The 21,795-nt window shown below is 62.9% G+C and carries 17 protein-coding genes; 5 read left to right on the forward strand and 12 right to left on the reverse strand.

Annotation, left to right across the window (positions count from 1 at the left end; genetic code table 11):
- Positions 1-5: 5 nt before the first annotated feature.
- Positions 6-1,523: a tripartite tricarboxylate transporter permease gene (locus USDA257_RS07475; protein ID WP_014762304.1), complete on the forward strand. Its 1,518-nt coding sequence runs from the start codon at positions 6-8 to the stop codon at positions 1,521-1,523.
- A 200-nt stretch (positions 1,524-1,723) separates the two neighbouring features.
- Positions 1,724-1,888: a hypothetical protein gene (locus tag USDA257_RS37065; RefSeq protein ID WP_014762305.1), complete on the forward strand. Its 165-nt coding sequence runs from the start codon at positions 1,724-1,726 to the stop codon at positions 1,886-1,888.
- 47 nt (positions 1,889-1,935) lie between these two features.
- On the opposite strand, the gene USDA257_RS07485 is transcribed toward USDA257_RS37065, so the two are convergent.
- The gene (locus USDA257_RS07485; RefSeq protein WP_223843445.1) at positions 1,936-5,640 is read right to left on the reverse strand and encodes a FecR domain-containing protein; all 3,705 of its coding nucleotides are present in this window, start codon (positions 5,638-5,640) and stop codon (positions 1,936-1,938) included.
- 126 nt (positions 5,641-5,766) lie between these two features.
- Between USDA257_RS07485 and USDA257_RS07490 the strand changes: the two genes are divergently transcribed.
- Positions 5,767-6,546, forward strand: coding sequence for a TIGR01458 family HAD-type hydrolase (locus USDA257_RS07490; RefSeq protein ID WP_014762307.1), 780 nt, complete (start codon positions 5,767-5,769; stop codon positions 6,544-6,546).
- Between the two features lie 50 nt (positions 6,547-6,596).
- On the opposite strand, the gene USDA257_RS07495 is transcribed toward USDA257_RS07490, so the two are convergent.
- Entirely contained in the window at positions 6,597-7,631 is a 1,035-nt protein-coding gene (locus USDA257_RS07495) for a glutamine synthetase beta-grasp domain-containing protein (protein WP_014762308.1), read from the reverse strand.
- Between the two features lie 507 nt (positions 7,632-8,138).
- On the opposite strand from USDA257_RS07495, the gene USDA257_RS07500 reads away from it, so the two are divergent.
- Positions 8,139-8,333 (forward strand): DUF2735 domain-containing protein, encoded by a 195-nt coding sequence (locus USDA257_RS07500; protein WP_014762309.1) that lies wholly within the window; start codon positions 8,139-8,141, stop codon positions 8,331-8,333.
- 43 nt (positions 8,334-8,376) lie between these two features.
- Here the strand turns inward: USDA257_RS07500 and USDA257_RS07505 are convergent, their stop codons facing one another.
- From USDA257_RS07505 to USDA257_RS07545, 8 genes are all read right to left on the reverse strand, one after another.
- Entirely contained in the window at positions 8,377-9,372 is a 996-nt protein-coding gene (locus USDA257_RS07505; RefSeq protein ID WP_014762310.1) for a ScyD/ScyE family protein, read from the reverse strand.
- Positions 9,351-10,076, reverse strand: coding sequence for a formylglycine-generating enzyme family protein (locus USDA257_RS07510; RefSeq protein ID WP_041413983.1), 726 nt, complete (start codon positions 10,074-10,076; stop codon positions 9,351-9,353). Before USDA257_RS07510 ends, USDA257_RS07505 begins: the two co-directional genes overlap by 22 nt.
- Positions 10,077-10,352: 276 nt before the next feature.
- Positions 10,353-11,426 carry an ABC transporter ATP-binding protein gene (locus USDA257_RS07520; protein WP_014762312.1) on the reverse strand — a complete coding sequence of 358 codons (1,074 nt, stop codon included), beginning with the start codon at positions 11,424-11,426 and terminating at the stop codon, positions 10,353-10,355.
- A gap of 5 nt (positions 11,427-11,431) precedes the next feature.
- Positions 11,432-12,292, reverse strand: a complete 861-nt coding sequence (locus USDA257_RS07525) for a carbohydrate ABC transporter permease (RefSeq protein WP_014762313.1) — start codon at positions 12,290-12,292, stop codon at positions 11,432-11,434.
- A gap of 4 nt (positions 12,293-12,296) precedes the next feature.
- Complete coding sequence (locus tag USDA257_RS07530; RefSeq protein ID WP_014762314.1) at positions 12,297-13,220, reverse strand: carbohydrate ABC transporter permease; 924 nt, start codon at positions 13,218-13,220, stop codon at positions 12,297-12,299.
- Between the two features lie 106 nt (positions 13,221-13,326).
- Positions 13,327-14,586 carry an ABC transporter substrate-binding protein gene (locus tag USDA257_RS07535; RefSeq protein ID WP_014762315.1) on the reverse strand — a complete coding sequence of 420 codons (1,260 nt, stop codon included), beginning with the start codon at positions 14,584-14,586 and terminating at the stop codon, positions 13,327-13,329.
- Between the two features lie 249 nt (positions 14,587-14,835).
- Complete coding sequence (locus USDA257_RS07540) at positions 14,836-15,900, reverse strand: glycosyltransferase family 2 protein (protein ID WP_014762316.1); 1,065 nt, start codon at positions 15,898-15,900, stop codon at positions 14,836-14,838.
- A gap of 259 nt (positions 15,901-16,159) precedes the next feature.
- Positions 16,160-16,858, reverse strand: coding sequence for a GntR family transcriptional regulator (locus tag USDA257_RS07545; protein WP_014762318.1), 699 nt, complete (start codon positions 16,856-16,858; stop codon positions 16,160-16,162).
- 87 nt (positions 16,859-16,945) lie between these two features.
- Here USDA257_RS07545 and USDA257_RS07550 point away from each other — a divergent pair, with 87 nt between their 5' ends.
- Complete coding sequence (locus USDA257_RS07550) at positions 16,946-18,409, forward strand: mannitol dehydrogenase family protein (RefSeq protein WP_014762319.1); 1,464 nt, start codon at positions 16,946-16,948, stop codon at positions 18,407-18,409.
- Between the two features lie 76 nt (positions 18,410-18,485).
- Here the strand turns inward: USDA257_RS07550 and USDA257_RS07555 are convergent, their stop codons facing one another.
- Complete coding sequence (locus USDA257_RS07555) at positions 18,486-19,319, reverse strand: ATP-binding cassette domain-containing protein (RefSeq protein ID WP_014762320.1); 834 nt, start codon at positions 19,317-19,319, stop codon at positions 18,486-18,488.
- The gene (locus USDA257_RS07560; protein WP_014762321.1) at positions 19,312-21,582 is read right to left on the reverse strand and encodes an ABC transporter permease; all 2,271 of its coding nucleotides are present in this window, start codon (positions 21,580-21,582) and stop codon (positions 19,312-19,314) included. Before USDA257_RS07560 ends, USDA257_RS07555 begins: the two co-directional genes overlap by 8 nt.
- Between the last annotated feature and the right edge of the window lie 213 nt (positions 21,583-21,795).

Here is a 21,795-nt window from a genome sequence, read left to right on the forward strand (position 1 = left end):
CACTTATGGGTACTCTTGACTTCCTTTTGCAGGGGCTGCTGGTTGCTGCCCAACCGATGAACCTGCTCTATGCGTTGATCGGCGTCACACTCGGCACGGCCGTCGGCGTCCTTCCTGGCATCGGTCCCGCCCTGACGGTCGCGCTCCTGTTGCCTGTGACGTACCAGCTCGATCCTGGCGGATCGCTGATCATGTTCGCCGGCATCTACTACGGCGGGATGTATGGCGGTTCGACGACATCGATCCTGCTCAACACGCCCGGTGAAAGCTCCTCGATCGTCACCGCCCTCGAAGGCAACAAGATGGCGCGCGCCGGCCGTGGCGGCCCCGCATTGGCAACGGCGGCGATCGGCTCGTTCGTCGCTGGTCTCATTGCAACCCTGGGGCTCGCCTTCATCGCTCCCTATATTGTCAAGCTGGCACTCGTCTTCGGCCCGCGCGAGTATTTCGCCTTGATGGTGCTCGCCTTCGTGACTGTCTCCTCGGCATTCGGCGACTCGACGCTGCGCGGCCTCACCTCGCTCTTTATCGGCCTGACGCTCGCCTGCATCGGCATCGACCAGCTGACCGGCCAGGCGCGGCTTTCCTTCGGGGTTCCGGATTTGCTCGACGGCATCGAGGTGACGACGCTCGCCGTTGCCATGTTCGCGATCGGCGAGACGCTCTACATCGCCGCGCAGGGGGACAAGGGCCCCGACAAGGTCGAGGCCGTTCGCGGCTCGGTCTGGATGAGCGCCACGGATTGGGCGCGTTCCTGGAAGGCATGGCTGCGCGGCACCTTCATCGGCTTCCCGATCGGCGCGATGCCGGCCGGCGGCGCCGAGATCGGCACCTTTCTCTCCTATGCGACCGAGAAGCGCCTGAGCAAACATCCGGAGGAGTTCGGGAATGGCGCGATCGAAGGCGTCGCCGGTCCGGAAGCCGCAAACAACGCGTCTGCGGCCGGCACGCTGGTGCCGCTCCTGACCCTCGGCCTGCCAACCTCGGCGACGGCGGCCATCATGCTTGCCGGTTTCCAGCAATATGGTCTTCAGCCCGGGCCGCTGCTCTTCGCGACCAATCCGCAGCTCGTCTGGGGCCTGATCGCCAGCCTGCTGATCGCCAACTTCATGCTGCTCGTCCTCAACCTGCCGCTGGTCGGCCTGTGGGTGAAGCTGCTGACGATCCCGAAGCCCTGGCTTTATGCCGGCATTCTCCTGTTCGCGACGCTCGGCACCATCGGCGCCAATCCCTCGGTCTTCGAACTTGGCATGCTGCTCGCCTTCGGCCTGCTCGGCTACATTATGCGGGTCTTCGGCTACCCGATCGCGCCGGTCGTCGTCGGCCTGATCCTCGGGCCGCTCGCCGAACAGCAGTTGCGCCGGGCGCTTTCGATCAGCCAGGGCGACATTACCGTGCTCTTCACCTCGCCGATCGCGGCGGTGCTGCTGGTGATCGCGACCTTGGCCTTTGTCGTGCCACTGATCTTGAGGGCCCGCGGCCGCGGCGAAGTTCTCGCTCAGCTTGCTGCCAGCGAAGACTGATCCCTTCCGCCTCCCAAGGCGCTTCGAGGAGCGGGACGAGGAGGGGCAGCCGCGCCCCGCTCAACACCAGGCCCGGTTGGCAGACCGCCAACCGGGCCTGCTTTCGTTGCATGGCTGGGGTGAGGTTTTGTGCATTGCAAAACAGCCCCGCCGGGCTCATCTTTTGCTCATCGAATTGAGAAAGAAAGTGAGCAAAGACAATGACTAGCAAGAACCGCATGGGCTTCATCGGCCGCGCCTTCGCCGTGCTCGGCGCAGCGAGCGCCGCAGCAGCGGCAGTCGAAGGTCACCGCCGCCCGAACGCCCGCGACCTCCACACCCTCGGCATCAATCCTGCCAACTTCCCGGATACCCGCCGCGGCTGATGCGGCGCCGCACAATTCGCTCTGGCGACTGAATATGTTGGTGGGCGTTAAAACCGCGCCCGCACGGTGGCGCGAATGGTCCGCCCAGGGGACGGGAGCCCCTCGGCCATGTCTATCTCGGTGTCGAATAGATTCAGCACTTGCGCTCCGAACTCCAGGTGACCGCTCGCCGATTTCCAACTGATTGCCGCGTCAGTTGTCTTGTAGGCTTCCAGTTCTGGTGCAACGGGATTGTCATCCTCGTCGTAGTACTGCGAGCCGACTCTTGGACCGACAAACGTCTCTGCGACAGTCACCGCTACGCGAGAGGGGTGCACGTAAGTCAGGCCGACCTGGGCCACGTAATCCGGTACGAGCGGCACCCTGTAGTCGGAATTCCAAAAGGGCGTGTTGTCTTTAGTCTCGTTCAGCGTTAGCGAGCCAAAGACCCCCAGGCCATCGCCGACCCAATAATTCGCGCTGAAATTCAACCGCTCGATCTCACCATCCGATGTAATAAAGGTCGTCATCAGATCCTCGGGTTCGAGAGTGAGGCCATTGAACCGCTGATGCTGGTATTCGACAGCCGTAAAAAAGCGCTCGCTCCACTCCGCATCCCAGCGAACGGCTGCCGTGCGCGTTTGTCCGCTCGAATAGAGAGACAGTTGAAGCGGGGCCAGGCCAACCGTCGTCACAGGTGATAGGGTGTGGTTGGTTAGGAACTGGGTGTCCTGCCGGTAGTAGCCCCGAAGCCAGTGCCCCTCGATGGGGGACCACGCGACGCCTGCGCGCGGGTCGACTGGTCCCCAAATCCCGGTTTCGCCGTCGAACCGGGTGACGTACGCCCCGCCTTGGAACTGAAGATCCTGGGATACTTCCAGCATGCCGTCGAGATAGACGCGGGTCGCGTTGCTTTCCCCGGAAAATTCACCAAGATCTTCAACGCCACCCGAGCTCAAATTGGTCGCTGTCTGAGAGATCCAGAACTGAGAGTGCGCAGCCTCTGCACCGTAGCGAACGGTGAGTGGACCGATACCGAATAGATGACTTGCACCGTACGCAATGTCGTCATCTTCGTTCCTTTCGTTGATCCGGTAGACTATCCGGGCGTCAAAATCTGTTACCCGGAACTGTCTCCGAGTATCGACATCGCTCGTTACAGCGAAGGCTTGGATGACATTCCGGTCAGAGATGGTGTGGCTCCATGCACCGCCAATTGTATTGTCACGAATTCCGACCTCGTTGAATGGAGCCGGGTTCCATATTTGACCAGGATAACCGATCTCTTGCCGGAGATTGTTTCCAAACAGGAAGACACTATCGGCGAGGGTGGGTCGAAGACCGAGCTGAAAGAGGGCACCGTCGAAGTCGTCGGCATCGTTTTCGCGCTCGAACTCCGGGCGCGATATTTGGCCCTGTATGTAATAGCTCAAGGGAATGGCACTGTAGCTCGTGCCTTGAAGAAGGACATCACTGCTCCAGCCAGGACCCGCACCACTGTCGAGGAGCGCGGACCCGATCGCGGCTTCAAAGAAGCTTCTCCGTTCGAGCGAATTGCGCTTACCCTCCGAAGCGACCGCCAGCGGATCAAAAAGAAGGCCTTGCATCTGCAAGGAAGTCGACGTTGCACCGAATGGGAACCGATCCAAGCCAGAAAGCGGTTCTCCGACGAAGGGGCTGAGCTGTCCGCTTGCCGCCTGGTCAATGTAGCTCGTTGATCTGAACGGATCGAAGGAGCGATCCGCGTAATACTGGCCCCATTCGCGCAGTCCGATATTTTCGAGGGTGACCCCAAGAAAGGATGCGGCCTGCCGGTTTGCGTCATAGCCGCTGTAGTACCCTCCGCGCGCCTGCCGGCGGCGAAGCGCCTCGCGGGCCTCGACGATCGCTTCGTCGGCGCGGTACTGGTCAATGGCTATGCCGGAGCGGATCAACGGGATTGACGGATTGTCCGGATCAAACCTGTCGGCATTATCGAGGGCCTGGGCCGCCTCCTCCTTCGCCCCCAGTTGATAGCTGCCGATCGCCAGACCGATCAGGCTATCGCCGTAAGTCGGGTTCACAGCAGAAGCTTCGAGCAGCGTCTTCTCCCCCTGCTCAGTCTTTCCGATCCGCAAGAGATATCGGCCCTTGGCCGCGAGGACCGCATAGGAATGAGGATCCAGCGCTTCCGCCTTGTCGATCTCCGCCTTTGCCGCCGCCAACTGGTCATTGTCCATCAGGAAGCGCGCATAGTTTGCGTGCAGGACGGCATTTTCCGGGTTCAACGCGATGGCCCGTCGATGCGCCGCGTCCGCTTCGACGAGCGCGTTGCGGTCACTCTGCGTGATTCCCAGTTCATTCCAGACGGCATCATTGCCCGGCGCCACCTCCGCGGCGCGTTCCAGGTCGACGAGCGCGCCATCAAGGTCGCTCGAGACCGACGCACGGAAGCGAGCACTGGTCAGGAGATAGGCGGGTTCATCCGGATCAATCGCTTTGGCGCGGGCAAGCGCCTCCCTTACTTCATCGCGGCGGTCGAGCTCAAAAGCGAGGTCTGCGCGCATCGCAGGCAACCGTGCATCATCAGGAAAACGGCGCTCGGCCGCTCTCAATATCTCAATCGCTTCGGCCGGACCAAGTGCGTGGGAAGCCGCCGCGGCCCGCATCAATGCCGCGGTGGGATCGTCGGCATAGGCGCCCTCTGCCGGCGGCGGGACTTCGCGATCGGGATTGGCCAAGGCCTCGGCGAACCAGCGGCCGTAGATTGCCGATGCCTTGCGATCTCGGGGTAGTGCGGGCAAGGCTGCGGCGAATAGCCGGCTCGCGTCGCCATAGCGCTGCTCCAGTCCGGCGATCATCGCTTCGACGAGCTTGGCCCGCGCTTCGAGATGAGTCGACAGGGGTCGCCGCAGTTCGCTCAGCGCCTCCTGGGCCGCTGCCCTGCCGTCATGCGCCAGCGCCGCTTCCGCGAGCGCGAGCCAGTCCTCATCGCTGCGTTGGACCGGCGGCTTGGCAAGGATGCGCTTGCGTTCGGCACGAGTGTCGGGGCCACCCAATCCGCTTGCCGGCAAGCCTGCGAAAACACCGCGCAGTTCCGAATAAAGCAGGACCTGCTCGCGCTCCTTGAGATTCACGAGTATATATTTGCGCGGCGCCTGGCCAATGGATGCAACCGCGCCCTCCCCCTGATTGACCGTCACGGAACCCTGGGCGTTCTTGAGTTCCACGCTGCCTTCCAGCACCGAGAGCGTGGTATCTCCATTGCCGCTTACGCTGAGCGTCCAGTCGGTCCCGCGGATTGCTGCGGCGGCCGAGGGCGTATCGACAGTGAGGCCGCTGCCGCCGCGCTTGGCCCGCGCCCAAACGACACCGGACGTGAGTTCAAGCTCGCTGCGGGAGTCCTCGCCAATCGTCTTGACGAGAAGCGTCGTATTGCGCCCCATGCGCATCTGGGTGTCGTCGGAAAAGAGCAGTGCAAGGCTGCCGGACGCATTCGTCCGCAGAATATCGCCTGCAAGCAGGTCCTGACTGACCTCCACGCTACGCCAGCCTTCGATGTCGATGAAGCGAATCTCCTCGCCGGACTTGCGGGAAATGACGGATCCCTCGGCGGACGTTGCGCGCGGAAATACCTCAGCCGCAGTTGGCAGCCCGCTTGCCAGCACCGCAAGTGCTGCAACCCACAGTCTCAGCTTGTGCATCGGTAAACTGCATGATGAATCCCCGCCTCTAAATGTTGGGGGAATGGGCTGATTGTCAACGGCCCGGTGAGTTGAGACTTCGAGAAACACAACCAATTTCGGGCACAAGTCTCCATCGGACCACCGGCGCTCAATACTTGGAGGCACCGGAACGCCGATGAAGCAAGCCGCAATTGCGGAGCTTGACCCGCAGCACACCCGTGCCATCCTGCTCTGATGATCAATGCTGTGCTTCTGGATCTTGCCGGCGTCATCTACGACGGCGAGAGGGCCGTGCCCGGCGCGTCAGACGCCGTCGCCCGCCTGCGGGCGGCCGGGCTCCCCATCCGCTTCGTCAGCAACACGACCCGTTCGAGCAAGCCAACGATTCTTGCCCGTCTCGCGAAACTGAGGCTTTCCGTGGAGGGGAACGAACTCTTCACGCCGGCCGAGGCCGCCTGCGACTGGCTTCGCGAGCACGGTCGAGCGGCGCATCTCCTCGTCCATCCCGATCTCGTTTCCGAGTTCCAGGATCTGCCGGCTGACGGCGGCATGGCGGTCGTCGTCGGCGACGCCGGCGATGCCTTCGATTATCCGGCGCTGAACGCGGCCTTCCGGAAGCTGGTCGACGGCGCCGAACTGCTGGCGCTTGCGCCGAACCGCAGCTTCAAGGATGCCGATGGGAAGTTGAGCCTCGATGCCGGAGCCTTCGTCGCGGCGTTGGAATTCGCCAGCCAGAGACAAGCAATCGTCCTCGGCAAGCCGGCGCCCGGCTTCTTTCACTCTGCTCTCGCAACCGTACCCTGCACGGCCGCGGAAGCCGTCATGGTCGGGGACGACGCGGAAACGGATGTTGCCGGTGCGCTAAGCGCCGGTCTGGGTCAGGCCCTGCTGGTGCGCACGGGAAAATACAGGGAGGGGGATGAAGCGCGATTTGCGCCGTCGCCGACCGCAACGGTTGGCGACATCGTGGCAGCCGTCGAGTGGATTCTCGCGAGGCGGAGCGGCGCCACATAAAAAAGCATGGCGCCGACCCTGGGTCGACGCCATGTGAGGCTTGGGAGTAATCAGGCTACCTTGGAAACCTGCGTCGGAACGCTGGAAATCGTCTTCAGCACCTGGGAAGCGATCTGGTAGGGGTCGCCCTGGGAGTTCGGGCGGCGATCTTCGAGGTAACCCTTGTAGCCGTTGTTGACGAAGCTGTGCGGAACGCGGATCGATGCGCCGCGATCGGCAACGCCATAGCTGAATTTGTTCCACGGCGCCGTCTCATGCTTGCCGGTCAGACGCATGTGGTTGTCCGGGCCGTAGACGTCGATGTGGTCCTGCAGGTTCTTCTCGAAGGCAGCCATCAGCGCTTCGAAATAGTCCTTGCCGCCGACTTCACGCATGTAAGCGGTCGAGAAGTTGCAGTGCATGCCGGAGCCGTTCCAGTCCGTGTCGCCGAGCGGCTTGCAGTGGAACTCAATGTCGATGCCGTATTTTTCCGTCAGGCGCTGCAAGAGGTAGCGTGCCATCCAGACTTCATCGGCAGCCTTCTTGGAGCCCTTGCCGAAAACCTGGAATTCCCATTGACCCTTGGCCACTTCGGCATTGATGCCTTCATGGTTGATGCCGGCAGCCAGGCAGATGTCGAGATGCTCCTCAACGATCTTGCGGGCGACATCACCGACGTTCGAATAGCCGACGCCAGTGTAGTACGGGCCCTGCGGCGCCGGGTAGCCCGTTTCCGGGAAGCCGAGCGGGCGGCCGTTCTTGTAGAAGAAGTATTCCTGCTCGAAGCCGAACCAGGCGCCTTCGTCATCGAGGATCGTGGCGCGCGTGTTCGACGGATGCGGCGTCTTGCCGTCCGGCATCATGACCTCGCACATGACCAGCACGCCGTTGGTGCGGACCGGATCCGGATAAACCGCCACCGGCTTCAGCACGCAATCGGAGCTGCGGCCTTCGGCCTGATTCGTCGAGCTGCCGTCGAAGCCCCAGAGCGGAAGCTGCTCGAGCGTCGGGAACGCGTCGAAGTCCTTGATCTGCGTCTTGCCGCGGAGATTTGGTACGGGCGTGTAGCCATCGAGCCAGATGTACTCGAGCTTATACTTGGTCATTAGCGAATCTCTCTAACGTGGTGCTGCGAGGTTTGAGCAATTCCTGGTGCGGACTCGCACGGCAAACGTGCTCGACCACCAGGGATCGTCTCCCCTCAAGCATTAAGCGTGCCAACTCGACGATCGGTAAGACTCTTTTTTCGGTCGGCAGAGATTCGGACGGGGTTGCGAGGGACCGGCGGCAGGGGTAGTGGCGGGCGGCAAATTTCCGCTTGAGGCGCCGGTGTCTTGCCACCCCGTTGATTTTGCTGGATATCCCGCCCCTTCCTTAGGACCGGCCCTCCGGCGTCCGCATCGGGCGGCACGGGAGCAAACGCCGCAAAATGCGTCAGTTGCGCGCAGCTGCCTAAAAAATCCCACCGAACACCCTCCCTCAAATGCAGCCAGGCAAGAGTGCTCGCTATTCCGGCACGCAATTGAACGAATTTTCGGCAATTCGCGTAAATGATGTGCAATTTGTGCCGCGGCGTACTATCTTTCTCGACAGAACTGACTGGAGACCAGAGCATGGCCACGAGTTTTCACGGCAAGACCGCGACGATCTTACAGTTCCCGACACGCATATCCCGGAAGGCCGAGGATCGCCATTTTGAGGCACAACGGAAGGCGGAGCTCGCTTCGTCGGACGTGTGCGCGGCTGCCATTGACGGCTGCTGGTACCACGAGGAAGCGGTTCGCGAGGAAACCAGCACCAAGCACTGAGCCGCGAGCTATTGTCATCGGCGCCCGCCGGCCGCGGTGTAGCCTAGTCACGCCGTAGGAAATGCAGGCTGCCGGCGAGGTCGGAAACGACGAGTTGCCTTTCGTCCCAGACGAGCACCGAAACCGGCCGTATCAGGCCATCGAGGATGGTGCTTCTGTTCTTCGTGGCCGCATTGATCCTCAGCAGTCGGCCACTGCCTTTTGCGAAGCCTTGCTTCTGATCGTAGGTCCCGTGCTCGAGCACGAGCATTGCTCCATCGCCCGCAAAGGCAATCGCCACCGGCGCATTGAGGCCGTCAGCCTCAAGCCGCGCTTCGGACGCGCCTCCGGTTGAGATCGAAACGACCTTCCCTGCCCCGGCAAGGAAGGGAAATCCGCCGAAGAGCGTGACATAGAGGCGTCCCTTATAGAGAGCGATGCCGGTTGGCACCGCATCGACCTCGTAGTCGCTGCCCGCCTCGAATTCCGTCGGCGAAAGGCGCTGCAGCGTATCTGCCGCCTGTGGCAATCGCCGGAAACTGATGAGCGTTTTCTTTCGTCCATTGGGCTCAACATGCTCAACGCTGTTGCGCGCCGCGTCGACGACATAGAAGCCCTGGTCGGCGGCGACGAAATCGAACGGGTTCCAGAAATCATTGCTGATGACCCGCGTCCTGCCCGCGGCATCGATCGCGACCAGGCTGTGGTCAAGCCGATCTTCATCGGCATCGGTCGGCTTCCACCCTTGGGCGACGATGAGCTCGCTATCGACACGCGCGGCACGGTACGGCCCAGTCGGGTCGCCGATCACGTCCGGCCCGTGGGGAAAGACGGGACCGAAAGCGACCAGTCCCCCGTTTTCGTCGCGGCGATATAGGCGACCACCCGCGAGATCGGTAACGAGCAGGCTCGCGCCATCACGCGCAAGGCCGGCAAATGCGGCACCGGGGACATGGACCGTCTTGAGCCGGTAGCCCGCCGTCGCCACGAGTTCGGCACCGGCACTCCCCGCCAGAAGCAGGACCGCGGCGGCGGCGATCAAGGCGAGGAGCGGACGCATCGGAAACCGCCATTCGCTGCGAAACGGAAGTCGGGATCATAGGCGAGCCGGTAGGTGGTCGACGTGTGGCGCGCGTCGCTGTTCCACGACCCGCCGCGTAGCACGCGATGGTGCCGCACGGCGGTGGCAGATGCTCCCGTGTAAGGCGCATAAACGTCGCTGGTCCATTCCCAGACATTGCCTATAAGGTTGAGCACGCCGTCCGGGCTGGCGCCGCTGGCGAAGGCATCTGCCGGTGCCGTCATCGGATAGCCATCTCGGTCGTCACCGGAGCAGCAGACTTCGGCGCCGATGTTGGCCCGCGCCTCGTCGCGGTTCGGAGTGCCCCAAGGTAAAGCATTGCCGTCGACGCCCCGCGCCGCCCTCTCATATTGCTGCTCCGACGGCAACGCGAGGCCGTAGTGGCGGCAGAAGGCATCCGCATCGCTCCAGCTGACGCCGACGACCGGGCGGTCGGCGAGCCCGAGGATCGGATGGTCGGCATAGAAAGCGCGCCGGTGACCGGTCGCCGCGACGAAGGCTCCGTATTGCCGATTGGTTATTTCGGTGCGGTTGATCGCGAAGGCTCTGCCCTCGACCACGCGGCGCGGGCGTTCGTTTTCCGGGCCGTCGTCGCTGCCGAAGACGAAGGGGCCGGCCGGAATTTCGACGAGGGGATTCCCGGCGATCGGTTCGTGACCAGTAGCGAGCGCGCCGGATGCCATGACGAAAGCGATTGCCGCTACCCCTGTTTGATAGCAGCGAAAACGACGTATCCGGCCACACCCCCCTCTGCCCTGCCGGGCATCTCTCCGACAAGGGGGGAGATTCGCAACAGGCACCACCGGTGCGTCACTTGCAACTCTCGCCGCATGACTGGCGCGGTGGGGGAGAGGAGCCCGGGGGGCCGCCTCAGGCCGATCTCCCCCCTTATCGGAGAGATGCCCGGCAGGGCAGAGGGGGTACGGGCGCCCGCCCTGTGCCCATCCACATCCAGCATCTCAACGATTAGACGGGAAATCGACACGTCGCTCCGTCTCCGCATCGAACAGGAACATGCGGTCTGTCTCGATCTTGACGCCGACGCGCTGATCGATCTGGCCGGCGAAGTTCTTGTCGGCACGCAAGGTCATGAGCCGGCCGCCGAGCTGCAGGCTGACAAGGGTGTTCTCGCCGGTGAGTTCCACCGAGTAGATCGGCGCGACAAGGTTGACGTCCGGATTCTCCGCTGGAGTCACATGGACGTCTTCGGGGCGTATTCCGAGCACGGCACGCGGAATGCTGACGCGCCCCGCCCCGCCGACCCGCAAGCCGTCGCTGGCAAAGACTCCGTCCTTCACCTCGCCGGGAATGAGATTCATCGCCGGCGAGCCTATGAAGCCGGCGACGAAAAGGGTGCGCGGATCGTTATAGATTTCCCGCGGCGTTCCAAGCTGCTCGATCACGCCCCTGTTCATCACCGCGACACGATGGGCGAGCGTCATCGCCTCGATCTGGTCATGGGTCACGTAGATCGTCGTCACCTGCAACTCGTGCTGCAGATGCTTCAGTTCGGCGCGCATCTGGGTTCTGAGCTTGGCGTCGAGATTGGAGAGCGGCTCGTCCATCAGAAAGACGCGCGGAGTGCGGACGATGGCGCGCGCCAGCGCCACGCGCTGGCGCTGGCCGCCCGACAGTTCCTTCGGCAGGCGCTTGAGCATCGTATCGAGCTCGACCCGTCGCGCCACCTCGGTGATGCGGCGCGCGTATTCCTCCGGCGGCACTTTGCGGATCTTCAGCGGGTAGCCGATATTGTCTTCGACACTCATGTGCGGATATAGCGCATAGGACTGAAAGACCATCGCGACGTCGCGATACTTCGGCAGCACGTCATTGATGCGATCGGCGTCGATGTAAATATCGCCGGATGTCGCCTCCTCGAGACCGGCGACCATCCGCATCGTCGTCGTCTTGCCGCAGCCCGATGGGCCGAGCAGGACCAGAAATTCCTTGTCGCGGATCTCGAGATTGAAATCGTGGACGGCGACGAACTCGCCGAACTTTTTTGTCACATTGTCGAACCGGACGGACGCCATGGCCCTCAACCCTTGACCGCGCCCAGGGAGAGCCCCCGGACGAGGTGCTTCTGGACGATGAAGGCAAAGATGACGATCGGCACGCAGGCCATGAATCCGGCGGCGCTGATCTCCCCCCAGTAGGTGCTGTATTGCGTCACCCGCCCGGCAATCCCGATCGGCAGCGTCTGCGATTGCTCGGTCAGCGTGATGACGAGCGATAGCAGGAATTCGTTCCACGAGATAATCAGGCAGAATATGGCAGTCGCCGCGAGCCCGGGGCGAGCGAGCGGCAGCGCTACGTGCAGGAAAGCGCCCCAGCGCGTGTCGCCGTCGACGATCGCCGCCTCTTCCAGCTCGACCGGGAGATCCTGGAAATAGCTCTTCATCATCCAGGTCGCAAACGGCAGGTTGAAGGCGGTATAGGCGATGATGAGCGCCGACTTCGTGTTGAGCATGTCGAAATAGTTGAAGAACAGGTAGAGCGGGATGATGCTGACGATCGGCGGCATCATCCGCGTCGAAAGAATCCAGAACGAGATCTGCTTGCGCCACTGCCAGGGGTAGCTGAAGCGCGCCAGCGCATAACCGGCCATGGTGCCGAAGGTCACGGAGATGGCGGTCGTGCCGACGGCGACGAGGAAGCTGTTCAGCGCATAGCGCAGGAAGGGGCGCTGGATGAAGGCTTCGTCGTAATGCTTCAGCGTCGGGTTGCGCGGTACCCATTCCGGCGGCACGGCGAAAATGTCGATGTCGAACTTGAAGGAGTTGGCCGCGATCCAGTAGACGGGAAAGAGGGTCGCGACCAGCGCGACGAGGATCGCCAGGTAGGCGGCAAGACGGAGTAGGGTCTCTCGGGTGCGGCTGCGTGTCCTGATCGTCGCCATCGTCTCACTCCGCCAGACGCATGCGTTTCATGAACCAGGTGCTGAGCAGGATCGTGACGAACAGCACGAAGAGCGATATCGCCGCCGCATAGCCGGGATCGGCGAAGCGATAGGCGACCTGGTAGATATAGAGGCTCAGGACCTTGGTCCGGTCTGCCGGGCCTCCGCCTGTCAGGATGAAGACGAGGTCGAAAAGGCGCAGCGCATCCATGACGCGCAGGAGCAGCGCAATGGCGATCACCGGCTTCAGGAAGGGCAGCGTCAGGTCCCAGAATTGCCGCCAGGACGAGGCGCCGTCGAGTGCTGCCGCCTCGTAGGGCTCGACCGGCAGGCTTGCCAGGCCCGCCAGCATCAGCAGGAAGATGAACGGCGTCCACTGCCAGACATCGGCGACGATGATCGAGAACATGGCAAGGTTCACGTCGCCGGCCCAGGCCTGGAGGGGAAGGCCGAGCTGGAACATGATCTCGTTCAGGACGCCGAATTGCGGCTCGTAGATGAGCTTCCAGGTGATTGCGACGGCGATCGGCGGCAGCATCATCGGGATCATCAGCACCGTCTTCAGGAAGCTGAGCCGCCGGATGAACCTGTCGAGGAGAAGCGCCAGGCCGAGGCCGAGAAGGAATTCGAGCGCCACCGCGACGATCGTGAACACCAAGGTGTTGCGGAGCGCCACGTGGAATTGCGGGTCGGAAAGCAGCCGGGCGAAATTGCCGATGCCGACGAATTCCCAGGGCAGGTCGGGATTGGGGCTGATCCGGTGCACCGCCGCATAGAACATGTAGACACTGGGAAAGATCGTAAGGGCCAGCAGGATGAGCACGGTCGGCGCGAGCATCAGATAGCGCAGATGACGCTCCCTCCAACGCTCCAGACCCCCTCCCGGTCGGAGCGACTTGGCGAACGTGCCCTTGTCAGCCCTCAACATCGGCCCTCCCCTGACACCTTCCGTACCTATTTCAGCTCCGGCCGCACCGCAGAAAATTTCACCGATCACATGAGCGGGGCGGAGCCCCGCTCATGTCGACAATTGCCTACTTTAGACCGGTTATCTGCTCGACTGCGGCCTGCGAACTCTTCAGCGCCTCCTCCGGCGAGATCGTCCCGGCGACCGCCTTCGAAAGCTCGATGCCGAAGGCATTCTCGATCTCCGGCCACTTCGGATGGCGCGGGCGCGGCGTCGACGCCTGGATCGCCTCCATGAGCACCGGATAGTGGCGGAACTGCTCCTGCTTGGTCAGTTCCGCATCGGTGAAGACCGAGGTCCGAACCGGCGGATTGCCGCGTTCGGCTGAGATCTTGATCTGCTCGGCCGTGGTCGCCCACATCATGAAGTCGAAGGCTTCCTGCTTGTTCTTGGACGCCGCCATGATCCCCATCGTCCAGTGACCGATCTCCGAGCTACCCGGCTTCGTGCCGGCGGGAATCGGGCTGTAGGAAATCTTGCCGACCATCTTCGACTGGCTCGGGTCTTCGAAGGTCGCTACCCAGTTCGGCCAGTTGATCGACGACGCTGCGGTGCCGGCGGCAAGGGCGGTGCCGACCTCGTTGGCATTATAGCTCTCGACGCCCTTCGGCGACACGTCGCGCAAGGCCATGAACGTCTTCATCGCGGCGGCGCCCTCGGGCGTGTCGATCGTCACCTTGGTGCGGTCCGCGTTGAACATGTCGGCACCGTAGGACCAGAAGATCGGCATGAAGTCGGCAACGACCGGGTTACCCTGGCCGCCGCGGAAGACATAGCCGAAATAGCGCCCGCCGCCCTGCTCGGTCAGAGCCTTGGCGGCCTTCAGCACGTCGTCCCAGGTCTTCGGGGACTCGACGCCGGCTTCCTTGAACTTGGCCGCGTCATAGAAGAACATCTGGGCGTTGCCCACATAAGGCAGGCACACATAAGGCCCCGAGTTATAGGGGTTGCGACAGATCGCCAGCGACTTCGACAGGAAGTCGTTGTCCGGCCCTTCCACCCCGGCGGCCTTGAAGTAGGGCGTCAGGTCCTCGAGGTGACCGTTTTCCGCAAAGAACGGTATCCACGGATCGTCCATCAGGATGATGTCGAATACGCCGGACTTGGTTGCCCCGGCATTCGCACCCTGTTCGAAAACGTTGGCATAGGGCGCCTGCACCGTCTCCACTTTCGTGTTTTTCAGCTTCGCGTAGTCGGCCGCCGCGGCCCTGAGACCGTCGCCTTCACTGCCGGAAGGCACGAGAATCGTGATATCGGCCCAGGCAGACGCACTGATCGCGAGCGCAGAGGCCGCGACAGCCAGGGCCAGACAGAATTTGCGCACCATTGAACACCTCCCAATCCGAGCTCTTCACGAGACCACCTCATGGGGTCCCGATCGATCCGGCTTGGCGGAGAGGCTGTTGCAACGTTCATGAAATCCGGCCCACAACGGGTCCGGCTGTCATCGGGCTTCTCCACAAGCCGACGTTGCTCCCGACGCAAATCTACCACATTGCGAGCAATTAAGAGAGGGTCGTATTAGCTACCGCTTTTGTTGCAGCTTGCCAGCCTTGCGTTCGGCGGAAGAGGCGGACTATCCCATCACATAGCGAATGGTTTTGGATATCCGGGCGAGAACGGGAGGCCTCGAAGAGGCGACAAGCTTCCACGACAGCACCGCCTGCGCCATGCGCTGCGGCAGGACCCCTACCGACAGGAACCAGGCCGCCAGCATGGCGCGGCGGCGCAACGAGACGTTCATTTCCATGCTGGCCGCGGCGCCGGCCGCAGCCAGCGAAAGCCTCGAATCCTCCGCCACCGGATGTCGCTCACGGTCCACGCAGAGCGAAGCCAGACGTTCCTCGATATGCGTCGGATCGCGCAGATTGGCGTCCGGGGGCACCTCCAGCCCAACCTCCTCGGCCTGGTGTGCAAGGGCTTGCAGCCGGTGAAAATCGTGTTCGACGCGCCATCTGGCCCTCTGGCCCAGCTTCTCGGCGAAAATCGAATGGTTGTTTCCGTGCATGCGGTAGGCACCGAGGCAAGTCTCGATCGACTTCACCTTCCCGTAAAGCGGTGCCAGGGTGACCAGATAGCCGTCTGCTCCCTGTCGGAATTCGTGCTCCGGCACCGGCATGACGCTCTCCAGCGCCGAACGGGCAAAAGCCAGCCCGCTGGTGACCGTGGTCTGGTAGCGCGCCCGGCGCAACAGGTGCGGGGTGACATCGCCAGAGTCGAACGGCACTTCGGGCGGCGGGAATACGTCATTGACGTGCTCACACTGGTCGACGATATGCAATCTGAATTGCATCTGGGCGGTATCGTCATCCCACTGAGCGACAATTTCGGACACAGCGTTCGGGTAGAGGTAATCGTCCGCGTCGAGGAACAGGACAATCGCGCCGCGACTTGCCGCAAAACCGGTGTTGAACGCTGCACCGTGACCGCCATTCGCCTTTTTCATGCACGGCTTAATCCGAGGTCCATAGGAAGCGAGAACTTCGGCGGAATGATCGGTCGAAGCGTCGTCGACGACGATCACCTCCACGTTGCCGTAGCTTTGGTCGAGTGCGCTATCGATCGCCCGGCTCACGAATTGCGCATAGTTATAGTTCGCAATGATGATGGAGACTGGAAGACGGTCTTGGATGGAATGCATCGCATTGAACCTCGCAGATCTGCTTTGGTCGCGGCGAACCTTCTCATTCAGGTCCTTGGGGAGATGCCCGTTCTGGAGTGCAGCCAATCTGGATGCGACAGAGCATTGGCCTGAAGCATTGGCCAACGGGCGGCGAAGATCGTCCTTGATCTAAGTTCGAGGGTCGTCAGTTTTGTGGCAATTGAATGACCTTCAAAGCCGGACGGCATGTCCGACTGCTGCTCGGACGCCTGAATCCGGGCGGCCCTTCGAAGAATCTTCAAGCGAAATGATCCGGATGGTGCTGCCGAAGAGCCTCGACATCGGGAATGACCGCGCCGAGGTGGCGCATCATCGCCGCTGAGGCACGGTCCACGTCATGTGCCGCTATCGCGTCGCGGATCGCCACGTGTTCGTCCACGACGGTTGTCATGCGACCGGGTACAGGCAGTGTCAGCCGGCGGGCGCGGTCAATCTGCAGCTTGACCGTTTTGACAAGGGTCCAGATGCCGGGATAGCCGGCGATCGCGGAAATGGCCCCGTGGAACGCCTCGTCCTCTTCGTAAAAACGTGAAGCCTCGCCCAGGGCTGCATGCGCGCGCTGGCGGGCGATGATCCTATCGAGACGGTCGAGATCCTCAGCCGTGGCGATTTGCGCCGCACGTTCGACGGTCGTGCGCTCCAGCGATTTGCGAATGACGACGGCCTCGGGAATGGCAGAGAGCGGAATTGGCGAGACGAAGGTGCCCGATTGCGGGAAGATCTCGACGAGGCCCATTTCCGCGAGCCGCAGAAGCGCCTCGCGCACCGGCGTCCGGCTGACGCCGAATTCCTCCGCAATGCGCTTTTCCTGCAGCGGCATTCCCGGCTTCAACTCAAAGGACACGATGGCCGCATGGAGCCGCTGATAAATGACGGCCGCCGTCGTCACCCGGCGCAGCTTAATTTCATTCGACCGATCGGAACCCTGATGCCGCAACCCGCACCCGCCGCATTTGACACGATTTAGCATACTAGTATATCAATTTGCCCGTGCTGCCAATCGGACGCGGGGAGGAAGAGCACCATGCGGCTTTCACGACGGACGCTCGACCGCCTGCCGCAAGGCGTAAAAAAGCCTGACTACGATCCGTCGCGTGTGACCATCGGCATTGTGCATCTCGGTATCGGCGCCTTTCACCGCGCCCACCAGGCGGCCTTCACCGAGGGGCTCCTTGCGGGGGATCCCTCCTGGGGCATCTCAGGCGTCTCGCTCCGCAGCCCCGATACGCGTGATGCTCTTCAGCCGCAGGACGGGCTCTACACCCTCAAGATTCAGGACGGCGAAAGCGAACAGCTGCAGGTGATCGGCAGCGTCGTTGAGCTGCTGTGCGCACCGGAGGGTCCTGAAGCCGTTCTAAGCCGGATGGCCGATCCCGCTACGCGCATCGTTTCGCTGACGATCACCGAGAAGGGCTATTGTCACAACCCAGCGACCGGCACGCTGGACGAAACGCATCCCGACATCGTCCATGATCTAGAGGACCCGCGGCAGCCGCGCTCGGCGATCGGCTTCATCGTCGAGGCGCTTGCCAGGAGGGCAACGGCCGGCGTCGCTCCGTTCACCCTGCTTTCCTGCGACAATCTCCCATCCAACGGCCAAGTGTTGAATCGTGTGGTGACGCGCTTCGCGGAACTGCGGGACCCGGCTCTGGGCAAGCTGGCGCGACGCGTCGCTTCGCCTTCCACCATGGTTGATCGGATCGTGCCGGCGACCACTGACAGCGACCGGGACACCATCGCGACGGCGCTTGGGCTCGAGGACGCCTGGCCCATTATGACCGAGCCATTCCGGCAATGGGTGATCGAGGACGATTTCACGCTCGGCCGCCCGCCTTGGGAAAAGGCGGGAGCCGTCTTCGTAGACGACGTCGCCCTGTTCGAGATGATGAAGCTTCGGCTGCTCAACGGCAGCCATTCGACGCTCGCCTATCTCGGCTATCTGGCCGGTGCGGAGACGGTGGCCGAAGCCATGGCGCTTCCCGGGATGGAGCCGCTCATCGAGGGGCTGATGCGTGAGGAAGCCACGCCGACCCTGCCGCCCCTTCAGGGTTTCGACCTCGCCGCCTACCGCAGCGACCTCCTCCGGCGGTTCCGCAATCCAAAGCTCAGGCACCGGACCTGGCAGATCGCCATGGACGGCTCGCAAAAGCTGCCGCAACGCCTTCTCGGCACGATCCGCGACCGCTCGATGGCAGGCGCCGGTTACGAGCGGCTGGCGCTCGGCGTCGCCGCCTGGATGCGGTACGCGCGAGGGCTGGACGAGGCGGGCAATCCGATCGACGTCCGCGATCCGCATGCGGCGCGCATCGCCGGACTCGTCCGGGACATCGCCGAACCGGAGCAGATCGTCGACGCCTATCTGACGATGCGGGACGTGTTCGATGCCGATCTGGCGACCAGCGCTCCACTCCGCCTCGCACTCGTCAAGGCTTTGACGCGGCTCTTCGAAGAAGGCTCGGCGGCGATACTCCGCGCGTACGCGCGGTAGCGAAGCAAGAGGGGCCTCACGACGGTCGCGCGGTCGGAAATCCAGTCTTCACCCCGGTCTGCACCGGCCGCAGGTGCTAAGTCCCTCCCCCTTGTGGCAAGGAGTTGGGGAGGGGCGAACTTTGGGGTCGGCGCCGGCTTGCTTCGTCGGCTGTAAGCGCCGTCTCGCGGGTGCCGGAGACGATGATCTCCAGCACCTCGTGCTCATCGGTGTTCCTGATATAACGGTCGCCGACATATTCGCCGCGCTTCAGCACCATGACCCGGTCGCCGACGGCGAAGATGTCGACGAGTCGGTGCGAGATGATGATCTGGGCAACGCTTTGCCTCTTCAACTCGAGCATGGTCTCGAGCAATCGTTCGGTCGCCATCACCGAAAGGTTGGCGGTTGGTTCGTCGAGGATAACGACGCGCGGCTCGAACGAGATGGCGCGGGCGATCGCCACGGACTGCTGGCGCCCGCCCGAGAGGCTTTCGACCTTCTGGTAGACCGAGTTCACGTCGACCTTGAGCCGCTTCAGCACCCGATCGGCCTCCGCATACATCGCCCGCCGGTCGACGAAGGGGCCTTTCAGCGGCCAACGGCCGAGGAAGATGTTCTGGCCGACATCCATGTTTCCGCAGAGCGCGAAGTCCTGGTAGATCATCTCGATGCCGGCGTCGCGGCTCTCATGCGGGCTCTTGAACTGCACCGGCCGTCCGGCAACGAGGATCTCGCCCGTATCGCGCTGATAGGCGCCCGTCAGGATTTTCATGAGCGTCGACTTGCCGGCCGAGTTGTCGCCGACGAGGCCGAGAATTTCGCCGGGATAGAGGACGAGATCGACCTTGCGCAGCGCCTGCACGGCGCCGAAGGCCTTTTCGATGCCGCGCATTTCGACGATCGGCGGCGGCGATTGCGTATCAACCATGGCTGCCCGCTCCTGTTGTCGCCCGCCTCGCCAAGCGCGCACGCAACGTTCCGAGGATGTTGGCCTGGCGCACCCATATGTCGATCAGCACGGCGACGATCAGGATGACGCCGATGAAGACGTTAATCCAATGCTGCGGCATGGTGAACCCCTGGACGTTGAGTTGCAGCAGCGCCCGGATCAGGGTGATCACGGCCGCTCCGGCGAGCGCGCCGATCATGGTCCCGTGGCCGCCGAAGATCGACCCGCCGCCGATGATCACCGAGGCGATGGCGTCGAGTTCCCGGAACTGGCCGGCAACCGGGTTGAAGCTGCGGAAATAGGCGACATTGATGAGCCCGGCCATGGTCGCGCAGAGCGCCGCCAGCATCAGCGAGAGGAAGCGTATGCGGCTGGTGTTGATGCCGGCATAGGCCGCCGCCCGGAGGTCGCCGCCGGTGGCGCAGACCTTGAGGCCGAACGGCGTATAGGCGAGCACGATGCCGGCGACCACGGCGACGAGGAACATCCACACCGTCTGGACGCTGACGACCTCAGTGACGGTGCGGACGATACCCGGCGGCAGCAAGACGCCGAAATAAAGGAGGACGTCGCTCAGCTTGCGGCCGATGAGATTGTAGGCTTCGGTCCAGCCGGTCAATTGCTGCCCGGCAACGAACCAGGCTGCCAAGCCGCGGGCGATGTAGAACATGCCGAGGGTGGCGATGAAGGAGGGCAATTTGAACCCGACGGTCACGGTGGCGTTGACGAGCCCCGCGACCATGCCGGCGACGAGGCCCATTGCGATCGCCGTCATCGGATCGGCGCCCATCACTTTCAAGAAATATGCCGCCGTGCTGCCGGCAAGCGCGAGTACCGCACCGACCGAGAGATCGATGTCTCCGGCCGCGATCACGTAGGTAAGCCCGATCGTGATCAGCGCCAGCTCCGTATAGTTCAGCAGGATGGCGAATGTATTGGAGAGGTTCCACCAATAGTCCGGCCGAAGCACAAGTCCCGTCAGCCACAGAACGGCGGCCAGAATGATGGCGAGCGCATCGCGCCGGGCCAGGAATTTGCCTAACCCCGTGGTCGACAGCGCCATGTCCGCCGCCATCGCTCCCTTGGTCTGGACGCCCTCGAGGGCAACGCCACCCATTTCCATGGCCGCAGGCGGCTGCCGCCTGCGCAGCCAGGCCCAGAAGCGGCCCAGCACCTGCCGGCGAATGAGATAGGGTTCGATGAGTACGGCGACGACGAGGAGAAGGCCGAGGAAGACCAGGACTGCGCCTGCCGGCAGCGTATAGCGGGCGCCGACCGCAATGCTCTCGCCGTCAATGACGACGGTGCGCGTGATCGGCCAGCCCTCGCGCAGCACCTTGTCGATGAGCACGACCAGTCCCGCGCCAAGGCAGGATCCGACGACCCGGCCGCGGCCGCCGAGGATCGAGGCGCCGCCGATGATGACCGAGGCGATCACGGTGAGTTCCCAGCTGACGCCGTAGAGCGGGGTCACCCCCTTGTCCTGGGCGGCCGCCAGGAGCGCGGCGACGGTCGCCGAGAGCGAAGAGATTAGATAGGCTCGGATACGCACCCAGTTCGCCGGGATTCCGGCATAGACAGCCGCCTGTTCGTTGCCGCCGGTAGCGAAGGTCTCATAGCCCCATCGCGTCTTGGCAAGCACGATCGCCCCGACCACAGCGGCGATCGCGAAAATGGCGATCTGGTTGTTGAAGCCGAGGACATTCGTCTCCCCGAGGTGAAAGAAAGACGGGTATTCCCTGGCCTTGCCCGAATAGTAGATCGCCTGGCCATGCGTCAACGCCAGCACGAATCCGCGGCCGATGAACAACATCGTCAGCGTGGCGATGAAGGCGGGGACTTTCAGGATCGTGACGAGCACGCCGTTGAGGAGGCCGATTGCAGCGCCGAGGAACAGGCAGAGGATGATGGTGGCGGCGATGCCTAAATCGACAAAGCTCGGCGCGAAAAGCCGCGCGAAAACGACCGCGATCAGCCCGTAGGTGGAGCCGACGGAGAGATCAAGATCCTTGTTGACAATGACGAAGGTCATACCGACAGCGATGATCCCGACGCGGGAAGTGTCGCGAAGCAGCGCGTGGAGGCCCTCGGTCGAACCGAAAAAGGTCGGGTTGACGACCGCTCCGGCCAGGTAGAGCAGCGCAATGAAGACGAGGAGCCCGCCCTCCCAGCTGCCGGCGAGTTGGGAGGGAGCCCGGCCGAGCGATGCCGCCATGGTCGGTGTCAACGTGGTCGGTGTCATGTGGACGTCTTCCGCTTGCTAATCGCACGATGCGTCCGATCGGTTCGTGGCGGAAGCGGACGCCCTACCCCCTCTGGCCTGCCGGCCATCTCCCCCACAAGGGGGGAGAATGCGTGTGGCGACGCCCAATGCCCGACACGCTCTGCGTCGCCAAACCTTTCTGTGGGGGCGATGAGCATGCCGCGAATCCTCTCCCCCCTTGTGGGGTAGAGT

Origin of the sequence: Sinorhizobium fredii USDA 257 (assembly GCF_000265205.3) — a bacterium.
In the GTDB taxonomy this organism is placed as follows: Bacteria; Pseudomonadota; Alphaproteobacteria; order Rhizobiales; family Rhizobiaceae; genus Sinorhizobium; species Sinorhizobium fredii_B.